Genomic DNA, 25,671 nt, shown 5'->3' with positions numbered 1-25,671 from the left:
AGGCGCGGACAGTTGGCGTGCACCCGTCCCGACGCCGCACACCGGTGCGGCGCGGAAGTGCGCAGCCACATCGTAAGCGGGGACCCTCCGGCACCTCACCCCGACTCATCCGGAACGCAACGGGAAGGCCCCGCTCCGCGTCCCACCCTCTAGTGTGGACAGCCCAGTCGAAGAGGGGGATACACCATGACAGACGGCACAGGCGGCACGGAGCGCCTGCCGGGCCGCGAAAGGCGGCGTTTTGAGGGCATCTCGTCCCGCGCGTACGAGCACCCCACCGATCGCTCGGCCCTGGTGGCGCTGCGCAAGCTGAGCGGCTTCGACACCGCGGTCAAGGCGCTGAGCGGCCTGCTGCCCGAGCGGAGCATGCGGCTGTTGTTCCTCTCCGACTCGGTGCGGGTCAGCGACCAGCAGTTCGCCCATCTCAACGCGATGCTGCGGGATGCCTGTTACATACTGGATCTCGAGAAGATCCCGCCGATGTACGTCACCCAGGACCCGAAGCCCAACGCGATGTGCGTCGGTATGGACGAGCCGATCATCGTGCTCTCCACCGGCCTGGTCGAGCTCCTGGACGAGGAGGAGATGCGCGCTGTCATCGGCCATGAGGTCGGGCACGCGCTCTCGGGCCACGCGGTCTACCGGACGATACTGCTGTTCCTGTCCAACCTGGCCTTCAAGGTCGCCTGGATTCCGCTGGGGAACGTCGCGGTCATGGCGCTGGTGACGGCGCTGCGCGAGTGGTTCCGCAAGTCGGAGCTGTCGGCCGACCGGGCCGGGCTGCTGGTGGGCCAGGACCTGCAGGCGTCGATGCGCGGGCTGATGAAGCTGGCGGGCGGCAACCACCTGCACGAGATGAACGTGGACGCCTTCCTGGCGCAGGCCGAGGAGTACGAGGCGGGCGGCGATCTGCGCGACTCGGTGCTGAAGATCATGAATGTGCTGCCGCGTTCCCACCCGTTCACCACCGTGCGCGCGGCGGAGCTGAAGAAGTGGGAGGCCAGCCGCGACTTCCAGCGGATCATGGACGGCCACTACCCCAAGCGCACCGACGACAAGGACACCTCGGTACGGGACTCGTTCAAGGAGTCGGCGAGCCACTACTCCGAGACGGTGCGCAACAGCAAGGACCCGCTGATGGGCTTCGTCCGCGACCTGGCGGGCGGCGTGGGCGACGTCGGCGGCAGGCTGCGCGACACCTTCGCCGGCCGGAGCGGTGGCGGCCAGGACGGCGGCAACGGCGGCAACGGCGGCAACGGCGGCAACGGCGGGGCTAACGGCTCGGGCGGGAAGGATGGTCCGGGCTCGGCTGAGCGCTAGCCGCCAGCAGCCCGCACGCCGAGGCGGCGGACCTGCCCCGCGCGAAGGGGTCGGTCCCCGCCTTGCCCGCTTCCTTGGCCCGCTCGCCCGCCAGCAGCGGCGTCAGCGCCTCGGCGGAGTCCCCGCCGCAGTCCATCGGGCCGGCCCGCATGGCGACCTGCCGCACGGTGACCTGGCGCTCGCGCAGGTCCTCGCGCTCGAACCGGAAGTGCACCTCCCGTCGTACGGAGAACAGGGACGCGCTCTTGCGGGCCTCCTCGCCCTTCTCCGCGTCGGCCGGGCGCAGGGCGTAGACGAACACATGGTCGGCGGTGACCTCGAGTCCGTCGCCGACCTCCTGGACCGCGAGCGTGCCGTCGACCCGTACCTTGGGACTGGCGAGCGCCGCCTTGTCGCGGTCGAAGCGCACCATCCAGGCCGTGGCCGCGTGCCGCCCGTCGCTGCGCGGCTTCTCGACGCTGCGGTCGAACTGGTTCTGCTGACGCGGGTTCAGCAGAACCCGCACCGGCCGTACGGCGCCCCCGGTGAGCACCTTCGGGTCGAGCGAGCTCTCCACCACGTACTCCTTGGCCATGGTCAGCGCTGCCAGCACCTGGCTCTCGGAGAAGTGGTCACTGCTGCGAACGGGTGGCAGCGCCACTCCATCGGCCCCCGTCGCGAACCGGTCGGCGGGGCTGTTCTCGAACAGGTCCGCAGGGGTGCTGCCGGGCACCGGTGCGGTGGGTGCCAGCGGAAGTGTTTCGCTGTGCAGGGGCTCCGCGCCGGTCCGTGCGGGAGACCGGTACGGATTCCGTATGCCCATGTAGATGGCGGTGCCGAAGGCGAGCGCGATCAGCAGCACCAGAACCAGGCCCTGCCGGGAGAAGCCCAGCCCCGTCCTGCCGTGGCGTTCGGCCTCCGGGCGGGCGCGGACCGCGGCGTGCTCCTCGTCCTGGAGGCGCTCTTGTGCCGAGAACTCCTGGAGGTGCGCAGCCTTGACGAACGACTCGTCGAACACCAGCGACCGGTATTCGTCGTCGCCGCCACTGGCGCCGTCGGGACCGCCGTCGGACGTCCCGTCGGGAGGATCTGCTCGCCCGGCCATGACAACAGGGTAGGACCGACCGGGCGGAGGCGAACGGCGTGGCCCCGGCCAACTTGCGGGAACCGGGAGGGTCTGTTCCGCCGGCTGGAACCGTCCATCCGGCGGCGGGGAACCCCGGGCGCGCTCAGCCGCCGGGTGGCTGGGCCGAGACGGTGGGCGGCGCTGCCGGTCCGTTCCGCTCCACGCCGGTGGTGGCCGGTGGCGGGGTGGGTTGCTGCCGCTGGTTGGAGGTGCCGCGGTAGACGGCCGAGAAGGCGAGCGCGACCATGCCGATCCCCATCACCACGGCGAGCACCCAGGCGACGGGCCGCTGCCAGCTGCGGTGGCCGCGGTAGGGGCGCGAGCCGTCGCGGTAGGGCGCGTGGCGGCCGTAGGCGCCGTACGCGTAGCCGAAGTCGGCGCCGTGCTCGTAGGCCGGGTCCAGCTCCGGCGGGAAACCGTAGGCGCCCTCGTACTCCACGCGGTACTCGGAGCGGTCGAAGCGGCCCTCGTCGTCGTCCGGGTCGTCGTCGAAGCCCTCGTCCGCTTCGATCAGCTCGTCGTGCGGGAACTCGCCCTCGCCGCGCGCGTAGCCGACGCCGTCCTCCAGCGCGCGGGGGTTCTCGCTCTCCGCGTGCGACTGGGCCGAGGCGAGTATCCGTTCGGCCGCGGTCGGCTCATGGACCTCGGCGGCACGTACGAAGTCCTCGTCGAGTACCACGGAGGCGAACTCGTCGTCCGCTGCCCCGTGGTCGCGGTACTCGGGCTCCTCACCGTCCGGGAACGGCCCGCCCCCCACGTCGTCCGGCACGCGACCAGCGTAGACCTGCGCGGACGTTTTGGGCAGGGCCGGCGGGAAGCGGACGGAAATCCGCCCCTCCCCACCCGGCGGGCGCTCAGTCGCGGATGTGGCCGTCCCCGGTGACCACGTACTTCGTGGTCGTGAGCTCGGGCAGCCCCATGGGACCGCGCGCGTGCAGCTTCTGCGTGGAGATGCCGATCTCGGCGCCGAACCCGAACTGGGCGCCGTCGGTGAACCTGGTGGAGGCGTTGACCATGACGGCGGCGGAGTCGACCAGGGCCGTGAAGCGGCGGGCCGCCGCCGTGTCGGTGGTGACGATCGCCTCCGTGTGCCCGGAGGACCAGGTGCGGATGTGCTCGACGGCCGCGTCCAGCGAGGGTACGACGGCGGCCGCGATGTCGTACGACAGATACTCGCTCGCCCAGTCCTCGTCGGTGGCCGGCAGCACGGTGCGCGCCGAGGCCCCGGCCACCGTCTGCCAGGCGTCGTCGCCGTGCACGGTCACACCGGCCTCGGAGAGGGCTTCGAGGGCGCGTGGCAGGAAGGCGTCGGCGATCCCCGCGTGCACCAGCACCGTCTCGGCCGCGTTGCAGACGCTGGGGCGCTGCGCCTTGGAGTTGACGAGGATGGCGAGCGCGGTGTCGATGTCGGCGCGCTCGTCCACGTAGACGTGGCAGTTGCCGGTGCCGGTCTCGATCACCGGCACTGTGGACTGCTCGACCACGGTCTTGATCAGCGAGGCGCCGCCGCGCGGGATGAGCACGTCCACCAGGCCGCGGGCGCGCATCAGCTCGGTGACGCTCTCCCGGCTCTCACCGGGCACCAACTGCACGGCGTCCGCCGGGAGTCCCGCCTGTGCGACAGCGTCCCGCAACACGGCGACCAGCGCCGTGTTGGAGGCGTGCGCGGAGGACGAGCCACGCAGCAGTACGGCGTTGCCGGACTTGAGGCAGAGCGCAGCGGCGTCGACCGTGACGTTCGGGCGGGCCTCGTAGATGATCCCGACGACGCCCATCGGCACCCGCACCTGGCGCAGCTCCAGCCCGTTGGGCAGCGTGGAGCCGCGCCGCACCTCGCCCACCGGGTCGGGCAGCGCGATCACGTCGCGGACATCCGAGGCGATGGCCGCCACCCGCTCGGGGGTGAGCGTGAGCCGGTCGACGACGGACTCGGCCACCCCGGCGGCGCGCGCCTTGGCGACGTCGTCGGCGTTGGCGGCGACGATCTCCTCCGTGCGGGCCGTGAGCGCCTCGGCGATGGCCAGCAGCGCGCTGTCGCGGGTGGTGCGAGGGGCCGGGGCGAGGTCGGCTGCCGCAGTCCGCGCGCGGCGGGCCGCCTGGCGGACGGGGGTGTCCGTGGTCTCGGATGCGCTCATGGCGCGCATGGTAGCCGGGGTGCGAGGCGGCCGCCTCGCCGTCTCAGAACGGGTGCACCCCCACCGGGCTCGCGGGCGGCGGACCGTAGCCCTCCGCGACGCGCTGCTGGTAGGTCTCGCGCCCGATCACCTCCAGTCCGACGATCTCCCAGGGCGGCAGTTTGGCCGAGGCCCGGTGCTCGCCCCACAGCCGCAGCGCCACAGCCGCGGCGTCGTGCAGATCGCGGGCCTCCTCCCAGTAGCGGATCTCGGCGTGGTCGTTGGCGTAGCGGCTGGTGAGCAGGAACGGGTGGTCGTGGGCGAGCTGTTCGAGCGCGCGCCGTACGTCGGCCAGCGGCGACTCCCGCCCGGCGACGCTGAGCGTGATGTGCCAGAGCCGGGAGCCGACTCGTTCCTCGGGCTGGGGAGAAGACGCCATGTCGACGCTGGCCAGTCGTCTCACCGGTGGCCTCCTGGAGTGGTGCTGGTGCTGCTCGGGTGTCCGTGCGTGGTTCCTCGGGGACGCTGCGTGCACGTGCGGGTGCACGTGCCGCTCGCGGCGCCCGCGTCAAAGTTGACCAGTCCGAGGGCCGGCGCGGGGCCGTTTTACGGAAGGTGTCCGTGGAAAGGCTGGACTTTTTCTCGCACTGCAACCGTCCGGCTTCTCGCACTGCAACCGTCCGGCCCGAAACATCAGGCGCGGCGGACGGCACCAGTCAGTTGCGCAGCAGCACCAGGTCGTCGCGGTGGACGACCTCACGCTCGTAGGCAGGGCCCAGCTCCCTGGCCAGCTCGTGCGTGGTGCGGCCGAGCAGCCGCGGCAGCTCCTTGGCGTCGAAGTTCACCAGCCCGCGCGCGACGGCCCGCCCCCCGGCGTCCCGCAGCTCCACCGGATCGCCCGCCGAGAAGTCGCCCTCCACCCCGGCGATCCCCGCGGGCAGCAGCGAGGTGCGGCGGTCCACCACGGCCCGTACGGCGCCCTCGTCCAAGGTGAGCGCGCCGGTGGGCGTGGAGGCGTGCGCGAGCCACAGCAGGCGTCCGGCCGCGCGCCGCCCGGTCGGGTGGAAGTAGGTGCCCGTCTCCCGGCCCGCCAGCGCGTCCGCCGCGTGCACGGCGGAGGTCAGTACGACGGGCACTCCGGCGCCTGCCGCGATACCGGCGGCCTCGACCTTGGTGACCATGCCGCCGGTGCCCACCCCCGCGGTGCCCGCGCTGCCGATGTCGATGCCCTCCAGATCGGCGGGGCCGCGCACCTGGGCGATACGGCGGGTGCCGGGGGTGGCGGGGTTGCCGTCGTAGAGGCCGTCCACGTCGGAGAGGAGCACCAGCAGATCGGCGCGGACCAGGTGGGCGACGAGCGCTGCGAGCCGGTCGTTGTCGCCGAAGCGGATCTCGTCGGTGGCCACCGTGTCGTTCTCGTTGACGATCGGCACGGCGCCCATGGCCAGCAGCTGGTCGAGCGTGCGGTACGCGTTGCGGTAGTGGGCCCGGCGGCTGGTGTCGTCCGAGGTCAGCAGCACCTGGCCGACGCGGCGGCCGTAGCGCGCGAAGGAGGCCGTGTAGCGGGCCACCAGCAGCCCCTGGCCGACGCTGGCGGCCGCCTGCTGGCGGGCCAGGTCCCGGGGGCGCTTGGCCAGCCCCAGCGGCGCGAGACCGGCGGCGATGGCGCCGGAGGAGACCAGCACTGTCTCCCGGCCGGGAAGGCCGCCCGGCTCGCCCTCGGGGCGCTGCGCGCCGATGTGCTTGGCGAGTACGTCGACGAGGGCGTCCACCCGGTCGGCGTCCAGCCCGCCGGCCGCGGTGGTCAGTGAGGAGGAGCCGACCTTGACGACGACACGGCGCGCCTCCCGCACGGCCTTGCGCGCCGCGCGGTCACTCTCCGTGGCGCTCCCGGGCCCCTGCTGGCCGTCCCCCGCAGCGCCCGCCGCGCGCCCTGTTCCGCTGTCTCCTGCCACGCCCGTACGTACCCCTCGCACCTGTGCCGCCGCGGCGGGCCGTGGGGCGCCGCTGTGCGCCCGCGGCCCGGGACCCGCCCGCTCTTGTGTCGCAATCTACGTCAGCGCCGCTGCGCGCCGCTCATCCGTTTCGCGCAATGGACGCGTGAGGATGGTTACCTTTGACCAGGTAAGCACGTATCCAGGGCCGACGAAGATTGTCACTTGACCCGCGGGCGTCATACGGTCAGTGGTCGACCTTGGCCACCGCCACCGGCCACCCCTGAAGCCAGTTCCCCTGCGAACTTCGATCTCCATGCCAGGAGCCCAGCCCGTGCCCTCTGCCGGACTCTCCGCACGACGCGCCGTGCAGCTCGCGGCCCTGCTCGCACTCGCGGTGTTCTACACCGTGCAGCTCGCCGGCGCGCTGCTGCCGAACGTGCCCGTCTTCGTCACCGCCTCGCTGGCGGGACTCGCCCTCGACCTCTACCTGACGCACAAGCAGCCCGGGCTGCTGGCGCTGCTCGGTAAGGTCCGTTTCGATGTCACCACGCGGCAGCTGCTGCGCGACATGCTCGTCGTCATCGGCCTGGTGCGCCTCCCCGAGGTCCCGCCGGACATCGAGCGCCCGCTGACCCTCCTGCTGCTGGCCGCCTACGCCGCGCACTTCCTGTGCCAGGCGGTGGCCCAGCTCGTGCGCCGCTCCCGCACGCTGCCCGTCGTGACGCGCAACATCGACACCTCCTCGCTCGACCTCACCCACGCGCCCTCCCGGCTGCTGGCCCGCCAGCCCAGCCGCCGGCTGCTGCGCTTCTCCATCCCGGGCACTGTGGGGCTGATGCTCAGCGCGGGTCTCTCGGCGCAGGAGTGGGGCCTCATCGGGGTGACCTGCACTCTGCTGCTGTCCCTGGGCAGCGCCGTCTACCTGGGCACCTGGCTGCTGCCCAGGAAGCGCTCCAAGAGCGAGCAGGAAGTGCTGGCGTGGCTGGACAAGTGGCTCGAGCGGTACCGGCCCACGGTCGGGATGTACTTCTCGGGCGGTGCGTCCTCCGCGTATCAGGCGAACATGTGGCTGAGCACGCTGGCCCAGCTGGACGGACGGCCGCTGATCGTGCTGCGTGAGCGGTTCATGGTGCAGAAGATCGACGCCACCGACATCCCCATCGTCTGCATCCCCAAGGTCGCCCACCTGATGCGGCTGGAGCACTCCACGCTCAAGGTGCTGCTGCACCCGGCCAACTCCGGCAAGACCTCCCAGGTGCTGCGCATCCCGACCCTCAAGCACGCCTTCATCAACCACGGCGAGTCCGACAAGCTCTCCTCCTGCAACCCCTACGCCAAGGCATACGACCAGGTCTGGGTCGCCGGAGAGGCCGCCCGCGAGCGCTACCAGCTCGCCGAGGTCGGGGTGGACGACAAGGACGTGGTCGAGGTCGGCCGCCCCCAGCTGAGCCCGATCCAGCACGCCGACGAGCGCGCCGGAGCGCGGGAGAGCGAGTACACGACGGTGCTGTACGCGCCCACCTGGGAGGGCTGGGACGGCAACCCGGGCAACACCTCGGTACGGCTGGCGGGCGAGAACATCGTCAAGGCGCTGCTCGCCGACCCGAAGGTGCGGCTGCTGTACAAGCCGCACCCGATGACCGGCTCGGTCGACCCCCGCGCGGGCGCCGCCGACCAGCGCATCCGCGCCCTGATCACACAGGCCAACGCGGCACGCGGCGGCTCGCGCCGCGCCCCGGAGGCGGTCGCCGAGCTGGAGCGGCGCACCGCGGAGCTGGACCGGGTCTCCACCGCCGCTTTCCGCAACAGCGCGGACGAGATGGAGCGGATGAAGATCCAGGGCACGCCCGAGGAGGGCAACGCCGAGCGGGTGCGGGCCGCGACCGAGGCATGGGAGGCGGCCTACTGGGCGTCCTTCCCCGAGTCGGAGCACCAGATCATCGACGGCCCCCGGCCGGCCATCTTCACCTGCTTCAACCAGGCCGATCTGCTGATCTCGGACGTCTCGTCCGTCGTCTCGGACTACCTCAGCAGCGAGAAGCCCTACGCGGTGGCGAACACCAGCGGGATGACCGAGGACGAGTTCCGCGGCACCTTCCCCACCGTACGGGCCGGCACGGTGCTCACTCCGGACGCGCAGCAGATCCCGGCGCTGCTCGAGTCGGTGCGCCACCCGGAGAAGGACACCCTGGTGCGGGCCCGCAAGGAGCTCAAGACCCATCTGCTGGGTCCCTCGGAACCGCCCTCGCTCGTCCGTTTCAACGCCGCGGCGCTGGAGTTGGCGGACGAGGCCGAGGCCCGCAACGAGCGCGTGGCACGGCGTACGACGGAGATCCCCGGCCAGCGGGAGGCCGAGGAGGCCGCCGAAGAAGCCGAGATGGAGGCTCCGGGCAGCGCCGACCCGGAGGACGTGGTGCCGACCTGAGGCGCCGAGGCGGGCCGCGCACGGCGCCCCGCCGTCCCGGCGGGGACACGGCGTTCCACCTGTTCGGGTGATGTTCGCGCGTTACACCGGCGCATAGGAGCACGAAACGGTGCGGGGCCCCGGGAGGAGTTCACCTCCCGGGGCCCTTCCGTATGCCTGCGTCACTTCTGTCCCACTCGTACCAGCAATTGGGATCATCGCCTGAAAATCGGGCTTTGCGCTCCCTACGCTCGCTGGCGACCCGGCCCGCACCATCCGCCGGGTTCCGCACCATCAGCCAGGAGGGGACGCACGTGACACGCCTGAGAACAGCCATAACACCTCTGGCCCTTGCCCTGGTGGCGGGGCTCCATCTCATGGCCCCCTCCCCCGCCACGGCCGCATCTCCCGCCACGGCCCCATCTCCCGGCATGGCCGCGTCTCCCGCCATGGCCCCATCTCCCGGCACCGGGCCCGTCTTCAATCTGCCCAACGGCACGCCCGCGCAGCAGCGCGCCATCCGCAGCGATCTGCTGGCCCGCGTCAAGGCGGCCGCGCCCCGCTCCACGATCAAGGTGGCCCTCTACCACTTCTGGGACGCGGAGGTGGCCCGCGCTCTGGCCAAGGCGCACACCTCCGCCAAACGACGCGTCAACGTCCAGGTGATGCTGGACGAGTCGAGCGTGAGCGCGATGCCCTCCAGTACCTCGTACACGATCCTGCGCAAGGCGCTCGGCACCAACCGGGCGAAACGGTCCTTCGTCGGACTGTGCCCGAAGGGGAAGTCCTGTCTGGGCGATCCGGGTGCCGGACCGTCCATCGCGCACAACAAGTTCTGGCTCTTCTCCCGGACCGGCCGGCTGCGGAACGTCGTGGTCCAGACGTCGTCCAACCTGTCCAGCGGCAGCTGGACCAAGTTCTGGAACGACGCCATGGTCGTCTCCCAGGCGCGCACCTACACCGCCTACAGCCGGTACTTCGACAAGCTCGCCGCGGCCGACTGGCGCGCCTGGCGCTACACCCGCGCGGGCGCCGGGCCGTACACGGGCTACTTCTTCCCGCGCCCCGGGCGCGCCGACACCGTGACCGCGATCCTCGACAACGTCACCTGCCGCTGGAAGGACGCCCTCGGCAGCCATCGCACCAGCGTCCGGCTGGCCATGTTCAAGCTCACCAGGCAGCGCGTCGCCGACAAGCTCGCCGCGCTGCACCGGCAGGGATGCGCCGTCGACATCGTCTACGCACAGACCGACAGCGAGGACAGCACCGGCTCGCCCGGTACCTGGGAGGCCCTGCACGCGCCCGGCGGCCCGGCGGTGCGGTGCCTGCACTACGACGACGACGGGAACTCCAGGACCTCCCGCGAGGTCCTCCACTCCAAGACGCTGATGATCTCCGGGCGTTACGCGGGCGCCCGGAACAAAGTGGTGTGGACCGGCAGCCACAACTACTCGGGCCCGGCGCTCACCAGGAACGACGAGGCGCTGCTGAAGGTCGACGACGACGCCGTGCACGATGCGTACGTGCGGCACTTCCACCGGGTGCGCGGCTCGGCGCTGCCCGGTCTGGCCGACGACACCCCCAGTTGCAAGGGGGTGAGCCCGCAGCCCGAGCACTGATGGCCGTCCATGCCCATCTGACGGCCATCAGATGGCCATGGACGGGCGCGGGGCTCAGCCCTCGAACGGGTCGAAGTCCTCGTACTCGCCCAGGGCCTCGTCGCGCTCCGCCTCGCGGTCACGGCGGCGCTGGGCCGCCGGCCGGGGGGCTTCCATACGGTGGTCCTCGCCGCGGCGGCCGAGCATTTCGGCGCCGGTCACCATGGCGGGCTCCCAGTCGAAGACGACGGCGTTGTCCTCGTCGCCGATGGCGACGCCGTCGCCCTCGCGGGCGCCCGCCTTCAGCAGCTCCTCCTCGACGCCGAGCCGGGCGAGCCGGTCCGCGAGGTAGCCGACGGCCTCGTCGTTGTTGAAGTCGGTCTGCCGCACCCAGCGTTCGGGCTTCTCGCCGCGCACCCGGAAGAAGCCCTCCTCGATGCGGGTCACCGTGAAGCCCGCGTCGTCCACGGCCTTGGGCCGGATGACGATGCGCGTGGACTCCTGTACGGGACGTGCCGCACGGGCCTCGTCCACCAGCCCCGCCAGCGCGTAGGACAGCTCCTTGAGGCCCTGCCGGGAGACGGCCGAGACCTCGAAGACGGCCAAGCCGCGCTCCTGGAGGTCGGGCCGGATGATGTCGGCCAGGTCCTTGCCCTCGGGGATGTCCGTCTTGTTGAGGACGACGACGCGCGGCCGGTCCTCCAGACCGCCGTAGCGGGCCAGTTCGGCCTCGATGACGTCCAGGTCGGAGACGGGGTCGCGGTCGGTCTCCAGCGTGGCGCAGTCCAGCACATGGACCAGCACGGAGCAGCGCTCGACGTGCCGCAGGAACTCCAGCCCGAGCCCCTTGCCCTCGCTGGCGCCGGGGATCAGTCCCGGCACGTCCGCGATGGTGTAGACGGAGCCGCCCGCGGTGACCACGCCCAGGTTGGGCACCAGGGTGGTGAAGGGGTAGTCGGCGATCTTCGGCTTGGCGGCGGAGAGTACCGAGATCAGCGAGGACTTGCCCGCACTCGGGTAGCCGACGAGCGCGACGTCCGCGACCGTCTTCAACTCCAGGACGACGTCCCGCTCCTCGCCGGGCTCGCCCAGCAGCGCGAAGCCGGGGGCCTTGCGCCGCGCGGAGGCCAGCGCCGCGTTGCCGAGCCCGCCGCGCCCGCCGCGGCCCGCGACGAAGGTGGTGCCGGCGCCGACCATGTCGGCCAGCACCTCGCCGCGCCTGTCGAGTACGACGGTGCCGTCCGGCACCGGCAGCACCAGGTCCTTGCCGTCCTGCCCGGACCGGTGCCCGCCCTCGCCGGGCCGGCCGTTGGTGGCCTTGCGGTGCGGGCTGTGGTGGTAGTCGAGCAGCGTGGTCACATCCGGGTCGACGACGAAGATCACATCGCCGCCGCGCCCGCCGTTGCCGCCGTCGGGTCCGCCGAGCGGCTTGAACTTCTCCCGGTGCACGGAGGCGCAGCCGTGTCCACCGTTACCCGCGGCGACATGCAGCTCGACGCGGTCCACGAAGGTGGTCATAGGGGGTGTGCCTCCAAAGGCGTGCTGGGGGGTGTACTGCGCACGCAGCGCGCACGAAGCCGCGCACTACGCACCGAGGGCGGACCCGCTTCCCGTGCGTACGCGGTGCCGTACGCACGGGAGGAGGAGGTCCGCCCTCGGGTGTGGAGAGTGTGCCGTCCGGCTGCTTACTTGGCGGCCGGGACGACGTTCACGACCTTGCGGCCGCGGTGGGTGCCGAACTGCACCGCACCCGCGTCCAGCGCGAACAGGGTGTCGTCGCCGCCGCGGCCGACGCCCTTGCCCGGGTGGAAGTGGGTACCGCGCTGGCGGACCAGGATCTCACCCGCGTTGACGACCTGACCGCCGAAGCGCTTCACGCCGAGGTACTGCGGGTTGGAGTCGCGACCGTTCCGGGTGGACGATGCGCCCTTCTTGTGTGCCATCTCTCCTCAGTCCTTACTTCTTGGCCGGGGCGGGGATGTCGGTGACCTTCAGCGCGGTGTGGAGCTGGCGGTGACCGATGCGCTTCTTGTACCCGGTCTTGTTCTTGTACTTCTGGATCCGGATCTTGTCGCCCTTGTGGTGGTCCACCACCTCGGCCTGGACCTTCACGCCCGCCAGGACCCAGGGGTCGCTGGTGACGGCGTCACCGTCGACGACGAGCAGGGTGGAGAGCTCGACGGTGTCGCCGACCTTGCTCTCAGAAATACGGTCAACCTCGATGACGTCGCCCACAGAGACCTTCTGCTGGCGCCCGCCGGTGCGCACGATCGCGTACACGCGGAACTCTCTCTCGCTCGAATCGGAGCTCCTGACGCCAGCCGCCCGCCCGCGCCGGAGCGCGGATCTGATCCGGAAGGATTGAGCGGCCTCTCCCGGAGACCCGGGAGGGATTTGCTCAGGAGCAGCGCGCCCGGGTGAGGACACGCCGACGGTCAAGGGTACCCCATACGGTCCCGGGGTCCGGCCCCGAGGCCCTGGCCGGGGCCCGGTGGGGGTGGGGAGGGCAGCCCCCTCCCCACCCCCACCGGATCACTCCTCGGAGGCCGAGGCGGAGACCGAGGTTCCGGCTCCGCCTTCCTGCTCGGCGGCGGCCGTCTTCTTGGCGGCGGACTTCTTGGCGGTCTTCTTCGCCGCCGTCTTTCCTGCCGCCTTCGCCGTGGACTTCGCCGCCGGCTTGGCCGTCGACTTGGCCGTCGACTTGGTGGCCGACTTCGCCGTCGTCTTCTTGGCGGCGGTCTTCTTGGCCGCCGCCTTCTTCGCCGGAGCCTTCTTGGCCGTCTTCTTGGCCGCGGTCTTCTTGGCCGGGGCCGGGGCCTCGCCCTCCTCGGCCGGCGCGGTGGTGGTGATCGTCCGGGTCACCCTGCGCCGGGGGCGGAGGGGAGCCACATCGGTGACGACCTCGCCGACCACCGGCTCGGGCTCGGGGGCGGCGGCCTCGGCAGCCGTCTCGTCCGCGGGGACGACCAGCACGGCGGCGGTGTCGTCAGCGGCTGGGGGCGCCCCGGCCGGTGCGCTGACCTTGCGCGTGACCCGGCGCCGACGCCGCGCGCCGGTGGCCGGCTCGGCGGCGGACGGCTCGGGGGTGGTCGGCTCCGGAGCGGGACCGGTCGGCTGCTCCGTGCCCGGTCCGGCAGCCGGTTCCCCGGCCGGTTCCGCCGTCGGCGCCGCCTCGGGGGCGGCGGGCACGGCCGGGGCCTCAGCCGAAGCGGATTCCTGGGCCCGGGCCTGTACCGGCTCGGTCACGGCAGGCTCAGCGGCGGCGCGCTCCGGCGCCACCGGCTCGACCACCTCCGCCGCCGCGCTCGCGGCCTTCGGCGAACCGGCGGGAGCGCCCGCCCTGCGGCTGCCGCGCCGCCGGCCGCGCCCACCGCGTGCGGCGGCCGCCGCTTCCGCCTCGGCCGCACTGTTGAACAGCTCCTCGTCCGGCACGAACTCCACCGGCACCGGTGCCTGCGCCGAGACGTCGGCGGCCTCGGCCACCACCTCGGCGGGCTCCACGGCAGCAGCCGCGGGAGCGGTCGCCGGAGAGGGCTCGGGCTCGGCGGGGACGGGCTCGGCTGCAGCGGTCACCGGCTGCGGCTGCGCGGCCTGCCGACCGCCCTTGGCCTCGACCTTGTCCGCCTTGCCCTTGCCCTTCTTACCCTTCTTCCCGCCGCCACCGCCGGCGGTCATGGCCTGGTCCAGGTGGACGATGACGCCGCGCCCGTTGCAGTGCACGCACTGCTCGGAGAACGACTCCAGCAGCCCCTGGCCGACCCGCTTACGGGTCATCTGCACCAGGCCCAGCGAGGTGACCTCCGCCACCTGGTGCTTCGTTCGGTCCCGGCCCAGGCACTCCAGCAGGCGGCGCAGCACCAGATCGCGGTTGGACTCCAGGACCATGTCGATGAAGTCGATCACGATGATGCCGCCGAGGTCGCGCAGCCGCAGCTGGCGCACGATCTCCTCGGCCGCCTCCAGGTTGTTCCTGGTGACCGTCTCCTCCAGGTTGCCGCCCTGGCCTGTGAACTTGCCGGTGTTGACGTCGACGACGATCATCGCCTCGGTCCTGTCGATCACCAGCGAGCCGCCGCTGGGCAGCCACACCTTGCGGTCCAGCGCCTTGGCCAGTTGCTCGTCGATCCGGTACGTGGCGAAAACGTCCACCTCCGAGCTCCACTTCTGGAGCCGGTCGCCCAGGTCGGGAGCCACGTGCGAGACATAGCCGTGGATGGTCTCCCATGCCTCGTCACCGCTGATGGTGACCTTGGAGAAGTCCTCGTTGAAGATGTCCCGCACCACGCGGACGGTCATGTCCGGCTCGCCGTAGAGCAGCGTGGGCGCGTTGCCCTTCTGGGCCTTCTTCTGGATGTCCTCCCACTGCGCCTGCAGCCGCTCGACATCCCGGCGCAGCTCGTCCTCGCTGGCACCCTCGGCCGCCGTACGGACGATCACGCCGGCGCCCTCGGGGACGACCCGCTTTAGAATCTGCTTGAGCCGCGAGCGCTCGGTGTCCGGGAGCTTGCGGCTGATGCCCGTCATCGAGCCCTCGGGCACATAGACCAGGTAGCGGCCCGGCAGCGAGACCTGGCTGGTCAGCCGGGCGCCCTTGTGGCCGATCGGGTCCTTGGTGACCTGCACCAGCACCGACTGGCCCGACTTGAGGGCCGTCTCGATCCGGCGCGGGCCGCCCGCCATGCCCAGCGACTCGAAGTTGACCTCGCCCGCGTACAGCACGGCGTTGCGGCCCTTGCCGATGTCGACGAAGGCGGCCTCCATCGACGGCAGCACGTTCTGCACCTTGCCGAGGTACACGTTGCCGACGTACGAGGTCGACTGCTCCTTGTTGACGAAGTGCTCGACCAGCACATCGTCCTCGAGGACGGCGATCTGTGTACGCTCGCCGCTCTGCCTCACGATCATCTCGCGCTTGACGGCCTCGCGGCGGGCGAGGAACTCCGCCTCCGTGATGATCGGCACCCGGCGACGGCCCTGCTCACGGCCCTCGCGGCGGCGCTGCTTCTTCGCCTCCAGCCGGGTGGAGCCCTTGATGGCCTGCACCTCGTCGGAGGGCTCGTCCTTCTTCTTGCGCGGCTCGCGGACCTTGACGACGGTGCGCTCGGGGTCGTCAGCGGTCACGGTCTCGGTCGTCGCGGGCTCCGCGTCACCGGAACGGCGGCGGCGCCGACGGCGACGGCGGGAGCTGCTGCTGGACGGGCCGCCGGAGGGCGCGGTCGCGCTCTCCTCGCCCGCGGCACCGGCCTCGGCGTCCTCCGCGGCTTCGCCGGCCGGGGCAGCGGCCGGCTCTGCGGCCTCGGTCTCCCGGTCAGCGGAGCGGTCCTCGCGCTCGGCCTGCTCGTCGGTCTCGGCGCCCTCGGCCTGCTCGGCACTCTCGCCACGGCGCCGACGCCGACCGCCCCTGCGACGGCGGCGTGCGGGACGCTCGTCGGCCTGGGCGCTGTCCTGCTCCTCGGCCTCGGTCTCCTCGGCCTGGTCCTCGCGCTCCTCCTGGCCCTCGTCGCGGGCGGTGGGAGCCGGCTCGGCCGACTCGGCGCGGCGCCGACGGCGACGGCGCGGGGCGCCCGCGCTCTCCTCCTCGGCTCCGGCCTCGAACTCCGGCTCCGCCTCGGACTCCGCCTCGATCTCGGCGCGGCGTTCCGCTTCCGCGGCAGCGGCGGCCGACTGCGGGGTCTGGAAGGCCGGCTCGGTGAAGACGGGCGGCTGGAACATCGCCATGGGCGGCGCGGTCCGCTTCCGGCGCCCCGCGCGGGCCTCGGTCTTCTCGGACTTCTCGGTCTTCTCGCCCTTCTCGCCCTTGGCCGGCTGTGCGGACTCCCCGCCCGTCCCGGCGGTCTCGGCGGGAGCCCCGCTCGCGGGGGCCGCGAAGCCCTTGGCGACCTTCGGCTCGGCGGCCTCGGTGCCCTTGCGGGCCGCACGTCGGCGGGTACGGGCAGGCGCGGGAGCCTCGTCGGCTGCCGCGGCCGGCTCGCCGGTCTCCGCGGTTCCGGAGGCGGCGGTCTTCTCCCCCTCGGTTCCGGTCCCGGCCTCCGTCTCGGCCGCTGCCTCGGTGGCCGCCGCCTTACGGGTGCTGGTACGGCGGCGGCTGCGCGCCTTGGGGGCCTCGTCGCTCTCTTCCGGGCTGGCCGCCTCGGTGGCCTCACCCGTCGCGGCGGGCGCGGCGGTCTCGGTGGCTGCCTCGGTGGCGGGCGTGGAGGCCGCACGGGTGGCACGGCGACGCCTGGTCGTCGTGGGCTTCTGCTCGGGTGCCGTCTCCTCGGTGCCCTCGGCCTCACCGGCCTGAGCGGCGGAGGCGGCGGAAGCGGCGGAAGCGGCCTTGCGGCTGGTGGCGCGGCGGCGGGTACGTGCCTTCGGCGCCTCGGTCTCTGCTCCCCCGGCTCCCTCGGCCTCGGCGGGCTGCGCGGTCTCGGCGGACTCCGCCGGGGCAGGCGAACCCGCCGGGGCGGTGGCCTTACGAGTGGCGCGGCGACGACCTGCGGCCTTCGGCGGCTCCGTGCCCACCTCGACGGTGCCCCCCGCCACGTCGGGCTGCGCGGCGGCAGCGGGCTGCTCGGTGCTCCCGGGCTGCTCTGCGGGGGTCGCCGGAGGCGGCGAACCGGCCGGTGCGGTCGCCTTGCGCGTGGCCCGGCGCCGGGTGCGGGCCGCGGGGGCCGGAGCGACCTCGGCGGGGGTCTCGGAAGAGGCGTCACCAGCGGCGCCGCCCTGACCGCCGTCCTGGCCCTCGGCGTCCTGCGGGGCCTCGGCGGCGCTGTTCAGCACGGTCGGTGTCGCGGCCGTGCCCGCCGTCTCGCCCGTTTCGGTGCCGGACGGCGGCCCCTCAGGGCGGCTGGCGGCGCGGCGACGGCGCGGCGGCAGGGTGTCGCTCGGCGTGCTGAGCGCACCGCCGGCGGTCTCGGGCGCACCGGTGGCTCCGCCGCCGACAGTGCTCCGACTGTCGACGACCGATCCGCCGGACGCGGTGGACGATCCCGGAACGCCGGAAGTGCCGGGTTCCGCTGAAGCGGCGCTACCGACTGCGGGTGCCTCGGCTTCGTTGGATTCAGTTGGTTCGAGCATGCGGGCATATCTCCCGTCACGCTCCCGGGCGCCGCGCTCGTGGGGTCCGGGGCGGCCCGCCCTTGTGGGTGGGCCGCTCTCCGGGGCGCGGGCGCCGCACGGGAGCTCGTTGTCTCACTCGCCGGTTCCGGCCCTTGTCCGGCCCGGCTACGGCGAAAGTCTGCTGGTCTGTGCGCTCGCCTGCCGTACGACTGCCCGGGTGGCTCCCTGGCGTGCGTCGTCGGCGGCGGCGCGGCTTCGGCGGCTGTCCTACGCGGCGCCGCCCGGCACCGTCGCGGCGCTGGAGATCCCTGAGCCGATGGGCTCCGGAACCGCGTCGCGGTCAGGTGCGAACGGGTCGGTCACCGTGCCGTTCTCCTCATCGAGTGGCCCCTGCGCCAGCCTGGTCACCGCTGCGGGTGACGGCGGCGCCAGGTCGGCCGTAGCGCGGAGACCGGACAGGACGTCGTCGGGTCGTACGGCAGGTGTCACGTGTCGTACTACCAGGCGCAGTATCGCACAGGCCCCCTTGCCGGGCCTATCGGCGCCGGTGGAGGTGTCCGCCTCGGCGCTCGGCGCGGCGACCGTGAGCGAGCGGACGGCGGCGCGGGCGTCGAAGGAGCGGATGCCCTTCTTGGTCTGGCGCTGCACCTCGACCGACTCGGCGGCCAGGAACGCGTCCGCCGCCCGCTGTGCCTCGTGCGGGGTGACGCCGTCGAGGCGCAGCTCCCACACGGACGCCTGGAGGCGGTCGCTGAAGTCGGAGCCGCGCGCCTCGACGGCGTCGACGATGTCGAGGCCGTCCGGCATGCATCCGTCGAGCAGTGTGCGCAGCTGTTCGGGGTCGCGCTGCTGGACGAGGGCGATCTCCAGGTACTCGGCCTCACTGCCGGTGCCCGTGGGGGCGGCGTTGGCGTAGCTGACCTTGGGGTGCGGGGTGAAACCGGCGGAGTACGCCATGGGTACCTCGGCCCGGCGCAGTGCCCTCTCGAAGGCGCGCTGGAAGTCGCGGTGGCTGGTGAACCGAAGGCGGCCTCGCTTCGTGTAGCGCAGGCGGAGGCGCTGCACGGTGGGTGCGGGCGGCGGGCCTTCGGGCTGTCGCTTGCCCAGTGGTTCTCTCCTCGGTGCAGGGCGGCGCGCGGAGCACGGCCGCCCATGTCTTATGGGTCTGCCTTATGGGTCTGTATGGGTCCGTCTTGTGCGTCGTGTACGAAGGCGGAAGTCCGCACCGGCCAGGCCCGGCGCTCTCGGTGACGAGGCGCCTCACCTGCGGCCGACGCAACCGGACGCCAGGGTTCCGCCGGCGGTGGCCGGGGGCGTCCGCCCGGGCCGGAGCCCGGAACGCGTGTGCGTTTGTGCGGATGATCCTGCTGCCTAGGGTACGCGGCTGCCCTTCGACAGCGGCTCCCGCTCCTTGGAGCGGGGCGCTGCCCCGGCCTCCGGCCGGGGAGACCCCCACAGGGCACGCCGTATCTCTGCCCGCGTCGCGCGCGCCGATTCACGCGCAGCGCGCAGCGCTTCCCGCACCGGCCGTGCGGCGGCTCGCAGGGCGCAGCCCACCGCACGCGCGGCATGGGTCAGCGGAGTCCACACCCAGTCGCGCAGCAGCCTGCCGACCGGCGCGACCACATACCGCCACAGCCCCACGAAGGGGGCGATCAGCAGGACGTAGAGCACTCGTCCGAGCAGCCGGAAGAGCGTCACCGTCACCCGTCCGGTCACCCGCCAGGCGACGGCCACGGCGTCCGCGAACTCCCGTGCGGCCAGCGCGAGGCCGCGTACCACAGGTGCGAGCACCCAGCGGTGGAGGGCGAGCGCGGGCACCACGAGCAGATACCGCCCCAGCCATACCAGCCCGGTGCCCACCGCCCGTCCCACCGGGGCCAGCACATACCGCCACAGCAGCACCGAGGGCAGCAGCACCAGGTGCCGGCCCAGCCAGGACAGCGCGCTGCCCAGGCCACGCAGCAGGACCAGCACCGCATGGCCGAGCGGGGTGAGGAGCGTGGCGTACACCCACACCAGCGGCACGACGACCAGCACCCGGACGGCAAAGGTGACGGCGATGGCGAGACCGCGGCCCACCGGCGCCACCACGTACCGCCACAGGGCGACCCACGGCCAGACGAGAAGAGCCCTGGCCGTCCAGGTCAGTACCAGCCCGATGCCGCGGAACAGCGGGGCGAGGACGGCGCGCCACAGCCGGCTCGCCGGAGCCGCCACCAGCGTGCGCCACAGCCACGCCAGCCCGCGCCCCACCGGGAGCAGCACCCCGCGCCGGACGGCACGCCCCGCCAGCACCAGCCCGTCCCACACCAGGCGGACGGGCAGCACCAGCACGACCATCACGACGCGCACTGGCAACCGGACCGCCGCGATCAGACACCCTTCGGGTTCCTTGGTGCGCGCGGTGGCGCCGTGCCGTGGCTGGTATCCGTTCACGCTGGTGAGGACATGGAGAGCCACGTCACCGGTTCGGCGGCCGGTGTGCGGATCCGGTAACGGGCCGACCCGAGGCCGGGGATGCGGACTTCCCAAGCGCGAGAGCCGGCCGTTCAGGGACGCGGAGAACTACCTGTTGACCACACTCAGCGGCAGCAGCTTCTTGCCTGTGGGGCCGATCTGGATCTCGGTGTCCATCTGCGGACACACGCCGCAGTCGAAGCACGGGTCCCAGCGGCAGTCGGGGACCTCGGTCTCGTCCAGGGCGTCCTGCCAGTCCTCCCAGAGCCAGTCCTTGTCGAGGCCCGAGTCGAGGTGGTCCCAGGGGAGCACCTCCTCGTAGGAGCGCTCGCGGGTGGTGTACCAGTCGACGTCCACGCCCGTGCCGTCCAGCGCCTCGGCGGCGGAGGACATCCACAGGTCGTAGGAGAAGTACTCGCGCCAGCCGTCGAACCGGCCGCCGCGCTCGTAGACCTCGCGGATCACCGCGCCGATCCTGCGGTCACCACGCGAGAGCAGGCCCTCGACGATGCCGGGCTTGCCGTCGTGGTAGCGGAAGCCGATCGAGCGGCCGTACTTCTTGTCACCGCGGATCTTGTCCCGCAGCTTGCCCAGCCGGGCGTCCGTCTCCTCGGCGGAGAGCTGCGGCGCCCACTGGAAGGGGGTGTGCGGCTTGGGCACGAACCCGCCGATGGAGACGGTGCAGCGGATGTCGTTGGACTTCGCCACCTCGCGGCCCTTGGCGATGACATTGACGGCCATGTCGCCGATCTGCAGCACGTCCTCGTCGGTCTCGGTGGGCAGCCCGCACATGAAGTACAGCTTCACCTGGCGCCAGCCGTTGCCGTAGGCGGTGGCGACGGTGCGGATCAGGTCCTCCTCGGAGACCATCTTGTTGATGACCTTGCGGATGCGCTCGCTGCCGCCCTCGGGGGCGAAGGTCAGTCCGGAGCGGCGGCCGTTGCGGGTCAGCTCGTTGGCCAGGTCGATGTTGAAGGCGTCCACCCGGGTGGAGGGCAGGGAGAGGCCGACCTTGTCCTCCTCGTAGCGGTCGGCCAGGCCCTTGGCGATGTCGCCGATCTCGCTGTGGTCGGCGGAGGAGAGGGAGAGCAGGCCGACCTCCTCGAAGCCGGTGTTCTTCAGCCCCTTGTCGACCATCTCGCCGACCCCGGTGATGGAGCGCTCGCGCACCGGGCGGGTGATCATGCCCGCCTGGCAGAAGCGGCAGCCGCGGGTACAGCCGCGGAAGATCTCCACGGACATCCGCTCGTGCACCGTCTCGGCGAGGGGGACCAGCGGCTGCTTGGGGTAGGGCCACTCGTCCAGGTCCATCACGGTGTGCTTGCTCACCCGCCACGGGACGCCCGAGCGGTTGGGCACCACGCGGGAGATCCGGCCGTCGGACAGGTACTCGACGTCGTAGAAGCGCGGCACGTAGACGCCGCCGGTCTTCGCCAGCCGCAGCAGCAGTTCATCCCGGCCGCCGGGGCGTCCCTCGGCCTTCCAGGCCCTGATGATCTCGGTGACCTCCAGCACGGCCTGCTCGCCGTCCCCGATCACCGCGACGTCGAGGAAGTCCGCGATCGGCTCCGGGTTGAAGGCCGCGTGCCCGCCCGCCATCACGATCGGGTGGTCCTCGGTGCGGTCCTTCGCCTCCAGCGGGATGCCCGACAGATCGAGCGCGGTGAGCAGGTTGGTGTAGCCGAGTTCGGTGGAGAAGGAGACGCCCAGCACGTCGAAGGCGCCGACCGGGCGGTGCGCGTCGACCGTGAACTGCGGGACGTGGTGCTCCCGCATCAGCTTCTCCAGGTCCGGCCAGACGCTGTAGGTGCGCTCGGCCAGCACTCCCTCGCGCTCGTTGAGCACCTCGTAGAGGATCATGACGCCCTGGTTGGGCAGACCGACCTCATAGGCGTCCGGGTACATCAGCGCCCAGCGGACATCGCACTCGTCCCAGTCCTTGACGGTGGAGTTGAGCTCGCCGCCCACGTACTGGATCGGCTTCTGGACGTGCGGGAGGAGGGCCTCTAGCTGGGGGAAGACCGACTCGACGGGCATCACGGGCGCGCTTTCGTACAAAGGGACAGGGCCAGTCGTCCAGCGTAACGGTTGGCCGCGACAGCCCTGCCGGGCCGGGCCGGGGCGCAGAGGGCCGCTCGGGCCTCCCGGCGCCCCGGCCCGGCCCCGCTCATGCCGCTATGGGGCGCTGGGTGCGGATCGACTGGAGCAGCCCGACCGCGATCCACACCGCGAACATCGAGGTGCCGCCGTACGAGACGAACGGCAGCGGCAGACCGGCCACCGGCATGATGCCGAGCGTCATCCCGATGTTCTCGAACGCCTGGAAGGCGAACCAAGCGATCACACCGGCCGCCACGATGGTGCTGTACAACTCTGTCGACTCACGGGCGATCCGGCAGGCGCGCCAGATCAGGATGCCGAGCAGGACGAGGATCAGCCCGCCGCCCACGAAGCCGAGTTCCTCGCCCGCGACGGTGAAGACGAAGTCGGTCTGCTGTTCGGGGACGAACTGGCCGGTCGTCTGGGTGCCGTCGAAGAGGCCCTTGCCGGTCAGGCCGCCGGAGCCGATGGCGATACGCGCCTGGTTGGTGTTGTAGCCGACGCCCGCGGGGTCCAGCGCCGGGTTGGCGAAGGCCGCGAACCGGTTGATCTGGTACTCGTCCAGCAGTCCCAGCGTCCACACCAGCACCGCTCCCCCGGCGCCCGCCAGGCACAGCCCGATCACCCAGCGGTTGGAGGCGCCGGAGGCGAGCAGGACTGCGAGCACGATGATGACCAGCACCATCACCGAGCCGAGGTCGGGCATCAGCAGGATGATCGCGATCGGCAGCGCCGCGAGACCGAGCGCGTGCAGGACGGTGCGGTGATCGGGGTGCTCCCGGTCACCGGCGTCGACCTTGGCCGCGAGCAGCATCGCCATACCGAGGATCACGGTGATCTTGATGAACTCGGCCGGCTGGACGGTGAAGCCCGCGCCGAGGTTCAGCCAGGCGCGGGACCCGTTGATGGTGGCGCCGAGCGGGGTGAGGACGCAGACGGCGAGCAGCACGGTGATGCCGTAGAGCACCGGTACGGCGCTGCGCAGTCTGCGGTGGCCGAGCCAGACAGTCCCTATCATCAGCGCGAACCCGATGCCCAGGCTGATGACGTGGCGCACCAGGAAGTACTGCGGGTCGCCCTGGTTGAGCTCGGTCCGGTTGCGGGTGGCGGAGTAGACCAGGAGCGAGCCGATGACCGCGAGGGCGACACCGGACAGCAGGATGACCCAGTCCATCCGCCACACGATCGAGTCGCGCGCGGTCAGCCGGTCCCACGCCGAGCGCCGGCGGGGGCCGTAGCCGCCGAGTGCGAATGTCCGGCTGCTCATGGGCGCTGACCTCCGGCGAGCACCCGGGTGGCGCGGGCCTGCTGGGCACCGTCCCGGCGGCGCTGCTGCCGCTCGCCCTCGTTGCGTACGGCCTCTGCCTCACCGCGGGCCCTGGGGGTCTCCCCGGGGGGCGAGGCGGACGGGCTGCTTCCGGTGGGCGAAGCCGACGGACTCGCGGACGGGCTCGCTGACGCGTCCCGGCCCCGCCGCTTGTCGCGCTTGGCGACGATGGTGCCGTCCTTGGAGATCTTCGGCAGCTTGGCCTCCGGCTTGGGCAGCAGCGCCTTCTTCTTGTCGATGCCGCCGTCCTCGCCCACGCCGTACATGGCGTCGTAGATCTTGCGTACGGCCGGCCCCGAGGCGCCGGAGCCGGTGCCGCCCTGGGAGATGGTCATCACGATGGTGAAGTCGTCGGTGTAGGTGGCCAGCCAGGAGGTGGTCTGCTTGCCCGCGACCTCGGCCGTACCTGTCTTGGCGCGCATCTTGATCTTGTCCTGCGGCCAGCCGGCCTCGCCGAAGCGCCAGGCCGCCGTGCCGTGGGTGGCCACGCCCTGGAGGGCCTTGTCCATCTGCTTGAGGGTCTTCTTGCCGAGCGGCAGCTTGCCGTGCGACTGCGGCTTGATCTCCTTGACCGACTTGCCGTCCCCGCTGACCACGGCCTTGCCCAGGGTGGGGTCGTAGAGGGTGCCGCCGTTGCTGAGGGCCGCGTAGATGGTGGCCATCTGGATCGGGGTGACGAGGGTGTCGCCCTGGCCGATGGAGTAGTTCACGCTGTCACCGGCGCGCATTTTCATACCGGATACGCAGTTCTCCTTGGCGATCCGCTCGGCGTAGCTGGGCCGGCCCTTGGCGTTGTCGGCCTGCTTGCACCAGGCGTCCTTGTTGGCCTCCCAGTAGTTCTTCTTCCACTTGCGATCCGGGACGCGGCCCTCGACCTCGTTGGGGATGTCGATCCCGGTCTTCTCACCGAGGCCGAACTGGTGCGCGGTCTTGTAGAACCAGTCCTTGGCGCCCTTCTTGGGCAGGTTCCCGCCGTCCTTCTTCCACTCCTTGTAGGCGAGCCGGTAGAAGACGGTGTCGCAGGAGACCTCCAGCGCGCGGCCCAGGTTGATGCTGCCGTGGCCCTCGGACTCGAAGTTCTTGAAGACCTGGCCGCCGATCTTGAAGCTCGGGGAGCAGTCGTACCGGCCGTTGAACGGATAGCCCGCGTTGACGGCGGCCGTGGTGGAGATGACCTTGAAGATGGAGCCCGGTGCCGCGAGCCCCTGGACGGCACGGTTGAGCAGCGGGTAGTTGGACTTCTTGCCGGTGAGCTTCGCGTACTCCTTGCCGGAGATGCCGCCGACCCAGGCGTTGGGGTCGTACTCCGGGTTGGAGGCCATGGACACGACGCGCCCGGTCTTGTTCTCCATCACCACGACGGCGCCCGCGTCGGCCTTGTAGTTGCGGCCGGTGTTCTTGTCGAACTTCTTGCGCGCTTCCTTCATCGCCTGATCGAGCTGCTTCTCGGCCACGGCCTGCACCCGGGCGTCGATCGAGGTGATCAGGCTGGAGCCGGGGCGGGCCTTGTCGCTCTCCGCCTCGCCCATCACCCTGCCGAGATTGTCCACCTCGTAGCGGGTCACCCCCGACGAGCCGCGCAGCTCGCTGTCGTAGGAGCGCTCCAGCCCGTTGCGGCCCACCTCGTCGGAGGGCAGGAAGGGCGAGTCGGTGTCCTTGGCCTTCTCGATCTCCTCGTCGGTGACGGGCGAGAGGTAGCCGAGCGCCTGCGCCGTATTGGCCCCGTACGGCGCCGGGTAGCGGCGGACGGCCTCCGGCTCGGCCGTGATCCCGGGGAAGTCCTCGGAACGCTCCCTGATCTGCAGGGCCTGCTGGGGCTTCGCGTCGTCGGTGATCGGGATCGGCTGGTAGGGCGAGCCGTTCCAGCAGGGCTGCGAGGTGTCGGCGTCGCAGAGCCGGACCTTCTCCCTGACGGTCTTGGGCGACATGCCCAGGACCTTGGCGAGCCGTTCGAGAACGGCCTTGCCGTCGTCGTCCTGCTTCATCAGCTCGGTGCGGGAGGCGGAGACCACCAGCCGGGCCTCGTTGTCGGCGATGGGCACGCCCCGCGCGTCCAGGATGGAGCCGCGGGTCGCGGGCTGGACGACCTGCTGGACATGGTTGCCCTTGGCCTGCTTCTGGTACTCGTCCCCGTTGCGGATCTGCAGGTACCACAGCCGGCCGCCCAGGGTCAGCAGCAGGGAGAGCACCAGGATCTGGATGGCGACCAGCCGGATGGTCACCCGGGAGGAGCGGCCGGTCTCAGGAATGTTGGTCACGGCGCGTAGC

Annotated in this window: 17 protein-coding genes; 3 read left to right on the top strand and 14 right to left on the bottom strand. The window is 71.8% G+C overall.

The genetic code is table 11. From position 1 onward, the window contains the following. Positions 1-186: 186 nt before the first annotated feature. Positions 187-1,320 (top strand): M48 family metallopeptidase, encoded by a 1,134-nt coding sequence (locus JW592_RS02480; RefSeq protein ID WP_209263180.1) that lies wholly within the window; start codon positions 187-189, stop codon positions 1,318-1,320. Here JW592_RS02480 and JW592_RS02475 read toward each other — a convergent pair. The 5 genes from JW592_RS02475 to proB all read right to left on the bottom strand — a co-directional run bounded on the left by JW592_RS02475 (position 1,274) and on the right by proB (position 6,392). Further along, entirely contained in the window at positions 1,274-2,404 is a 1,131-nt protein-coding gene (locus JW592_RS02475; RefSeq protein WP_209263179.1) for an SCO2583 family membrane protein, read from the bottom strand. The genes JW592_RS02480 and JW592_RS02475 overlap by 47 nt on opposite strands. Positions 2,405-2,528: 124 nt before the next feature. Further along, positions 2,529-3,194, bottom strand: coding sequence for an SCO2584 family spore wall biosynthesis protein (locus JW592_RS02470; RefSeq protein WP_209263178.1), 666 nt, complete (start codon positions 3,192-3,194; stop codon positions 2,529-2,531). Between the two features lie 85 nt (positions 3,195-3,279). After that, positions 3,280-4,569 (bottom strand): glutamate-5-semialdehyde dehydrogenase, encoded by a 1,290-nt coding sequence (locus tag JW592_RS02465; RefSeq protein WP_372446439.1) that lies wholly within the window; start codon positions 4,567-4,569, stop codon positions 3,280-3,282. A 34-nt stretch (positions 4,570-4,603) separates the two neighbouring features. Then, positions 4,604-4,978: a DUF8830 family protein gene (locus tag JW592_RS02460; protein ID WP_229375117.1), complete on the bottom strand. Its 375-nt coding sequence runs from the start codon at positions 4,976-4,978 to the stop codon at positions 4,604-4,606. A gap of 277 nt (positions 4,979-5,255) precedes the next feature. Beyond that, positions 5,256-6,392 (bottom strand): glutamate 5-kinase, encoded by a 1,137-nt coding sequence (gene proB, locus JW592_RS02455; RefSeq protein ID WP_209263461.1) that lies wholly within the window; start codon positions 6,390-6,392, stop codon positions 5,256-5,258. Between the two features lie 415 nt (positions 6,393-6,807). On the opposite strand from proB, the gene JW592_RS02450 reads away from it, so the two are divergent. Beyond that, positions 6,808-8,901 carry a CDP-glycerol glycerophosphotransferase family protein gene (locus JW592_RS02450; protein WP_209263175.1) on the top strand — a complete coding sequence of 698 codons (2,094 nt, stop codon included), beginning with the start codon at positions 6,808-6,810 and terminating at the stop codon, positions 8,899-8,901. A 428-nt stretch (positions 8,902-9,329) separates the two neighbouring features. Next, on the top strand, positions 9,330-10,499 hold the full coding sequence (locus tag JW592_RS02445; protein ID WP_229375085.1) for a phospholipase D-like domain-containing protein: 1,170 nt from the start codon (positions 9,330-9,332) through the stop codon (positions 10,497-10,499). Positions 10,500-10,553: 54 nt separating this feature from the next. On the opposite strand, the gene obgE is transcribed toward JW592_RS02445, so the two are convergent. From obgE to mrdA, 9 genes are all read right to left on the bottom strand, one after another. Further along, complete coding sequence (gene obgE, locus JW592_RS02440) at positions 10,554-11,996, bottom strand: GTPase ObgE (protein ID WP_209263173.1); 1,443 nt, start codon at positions 11,994-11,996, stop codon at positions 10,554-10,556. Between the two features lie 167 nt (positions 11,997-12,163). After that, on the bottom strand, positions 12,164-12,421 hold the full coding sequence (gene rpmA, locus JW592_RS02435) for a 50S ribosomal protein L27 (RefSeq protein ID WP_099880750.1): 258 nt from the start codon (positions 12,419-12,421) through the stop codon (positions 12,164-12,166). 13 nt (positions 12,422-12,434) lie between these two features. Beyond that, entirely contained in the window at positions 12,435-12,758 is a 324-nt protein-coding gene (rplU, locus tag JW592_RS02430; RefSeq protein WP_030886289.1) for a 50S ribosomal protein L21, read from the bottom strand. A 252-nt stretch (positions 12,759-13,010) separates the two neighbouring features. Then, the gene (locus JW592_RS02425; RefSeq protein WP_209263172.1) at positions 13,011-17,534 is read right to left on the bottom strand and encodes an Rne/Rng family ribonuclease; all 4,524 of its coding nucleotides are present in this window, start codon (positions 17,532-17,534) and stop codon (positions 13,011-13,013) included. Between the two features lie 249 nt (positions 17,535-17,783). Then, complete coding sequence (locus JW592_RS02420) at positions 17,784-18,581, bottom strand: TIGR03936 family radical SAM-associated protein (protein WP_209263171.1); 798 nt, start codon at positions 18,579-18,581, stop codon at positions 17,784-17,786. A gap of 306 nt (positions 18,582-18,887) precedes the next feature. Beyond that, positions 18,888-19,955 carry a hypothetical protein gene (locus tag JW592_RS02415; protein ID WP_209263170.1) on the bottom strand — a complete coding sequence of 356 codons (1,068 nt, stop codon included), beginning with the start codon at positions 19,953-19,955 and terminating at the stop codon, positions 18,888-18,890. 129 nt (positions 19,956-20,084) lie between these two features. Further along, on the bottom strand, positions 20,085-22,013 hold the full coding sequence (locus JW592_RS02410; RefSeq protein ID WP_209263169.1) for a TIGR03960 family B12-binding radical SAM protein: 1,929 nt from the start codon (positions 22,011-22,013) through the stop codon (positions 20,085-20,087). Between the two features lie 130 nt (positions 22,014-22,143). Next, positions 22,144-23,343 carry a rod shape-determining protein RodA gene (rodA, locus tag JW592_RS02405; protein ID WP_209263168.1) on the bottom strand — a complete coding sequence of 400 codons (1,200 nt, stop codon included), beginning with the start codon at positions 23,341-23,343 and terminating at the stop codon, positions 22,144-22,146. Then, positions 23,340-25,661, bottom strand: a complete 2,322-nt coding sequence (gene mrdA, locus JW592_RS02400; RefSeq protein ID WP_209263167.1) for a penicillin-binding protein 2 — start codon at positions 25,659-25,661, stop codon at positions 23,340-23,342. The genes rodA and mrdA overlap by 4 nt, the downstream gene beginning before the upstream one ends. Between the last annotated feature and the right edge of the window lie 10 nt (positions 25,662-25,671).

This window comes from Streptomyces spirodelae, assembly GCF_017676385.1.
In the GTDB taxonomy this organism is placed as follows: domain Bacteria; phylum Actinomycetota; class Actinomycetes; order Streptomycetales; family Streptomycetaceae; genus Streptomyces; species Streptomyces spirodelae.
This window is presented reverse-complemented; position numbering and strand designations above follow the sequence as displayed.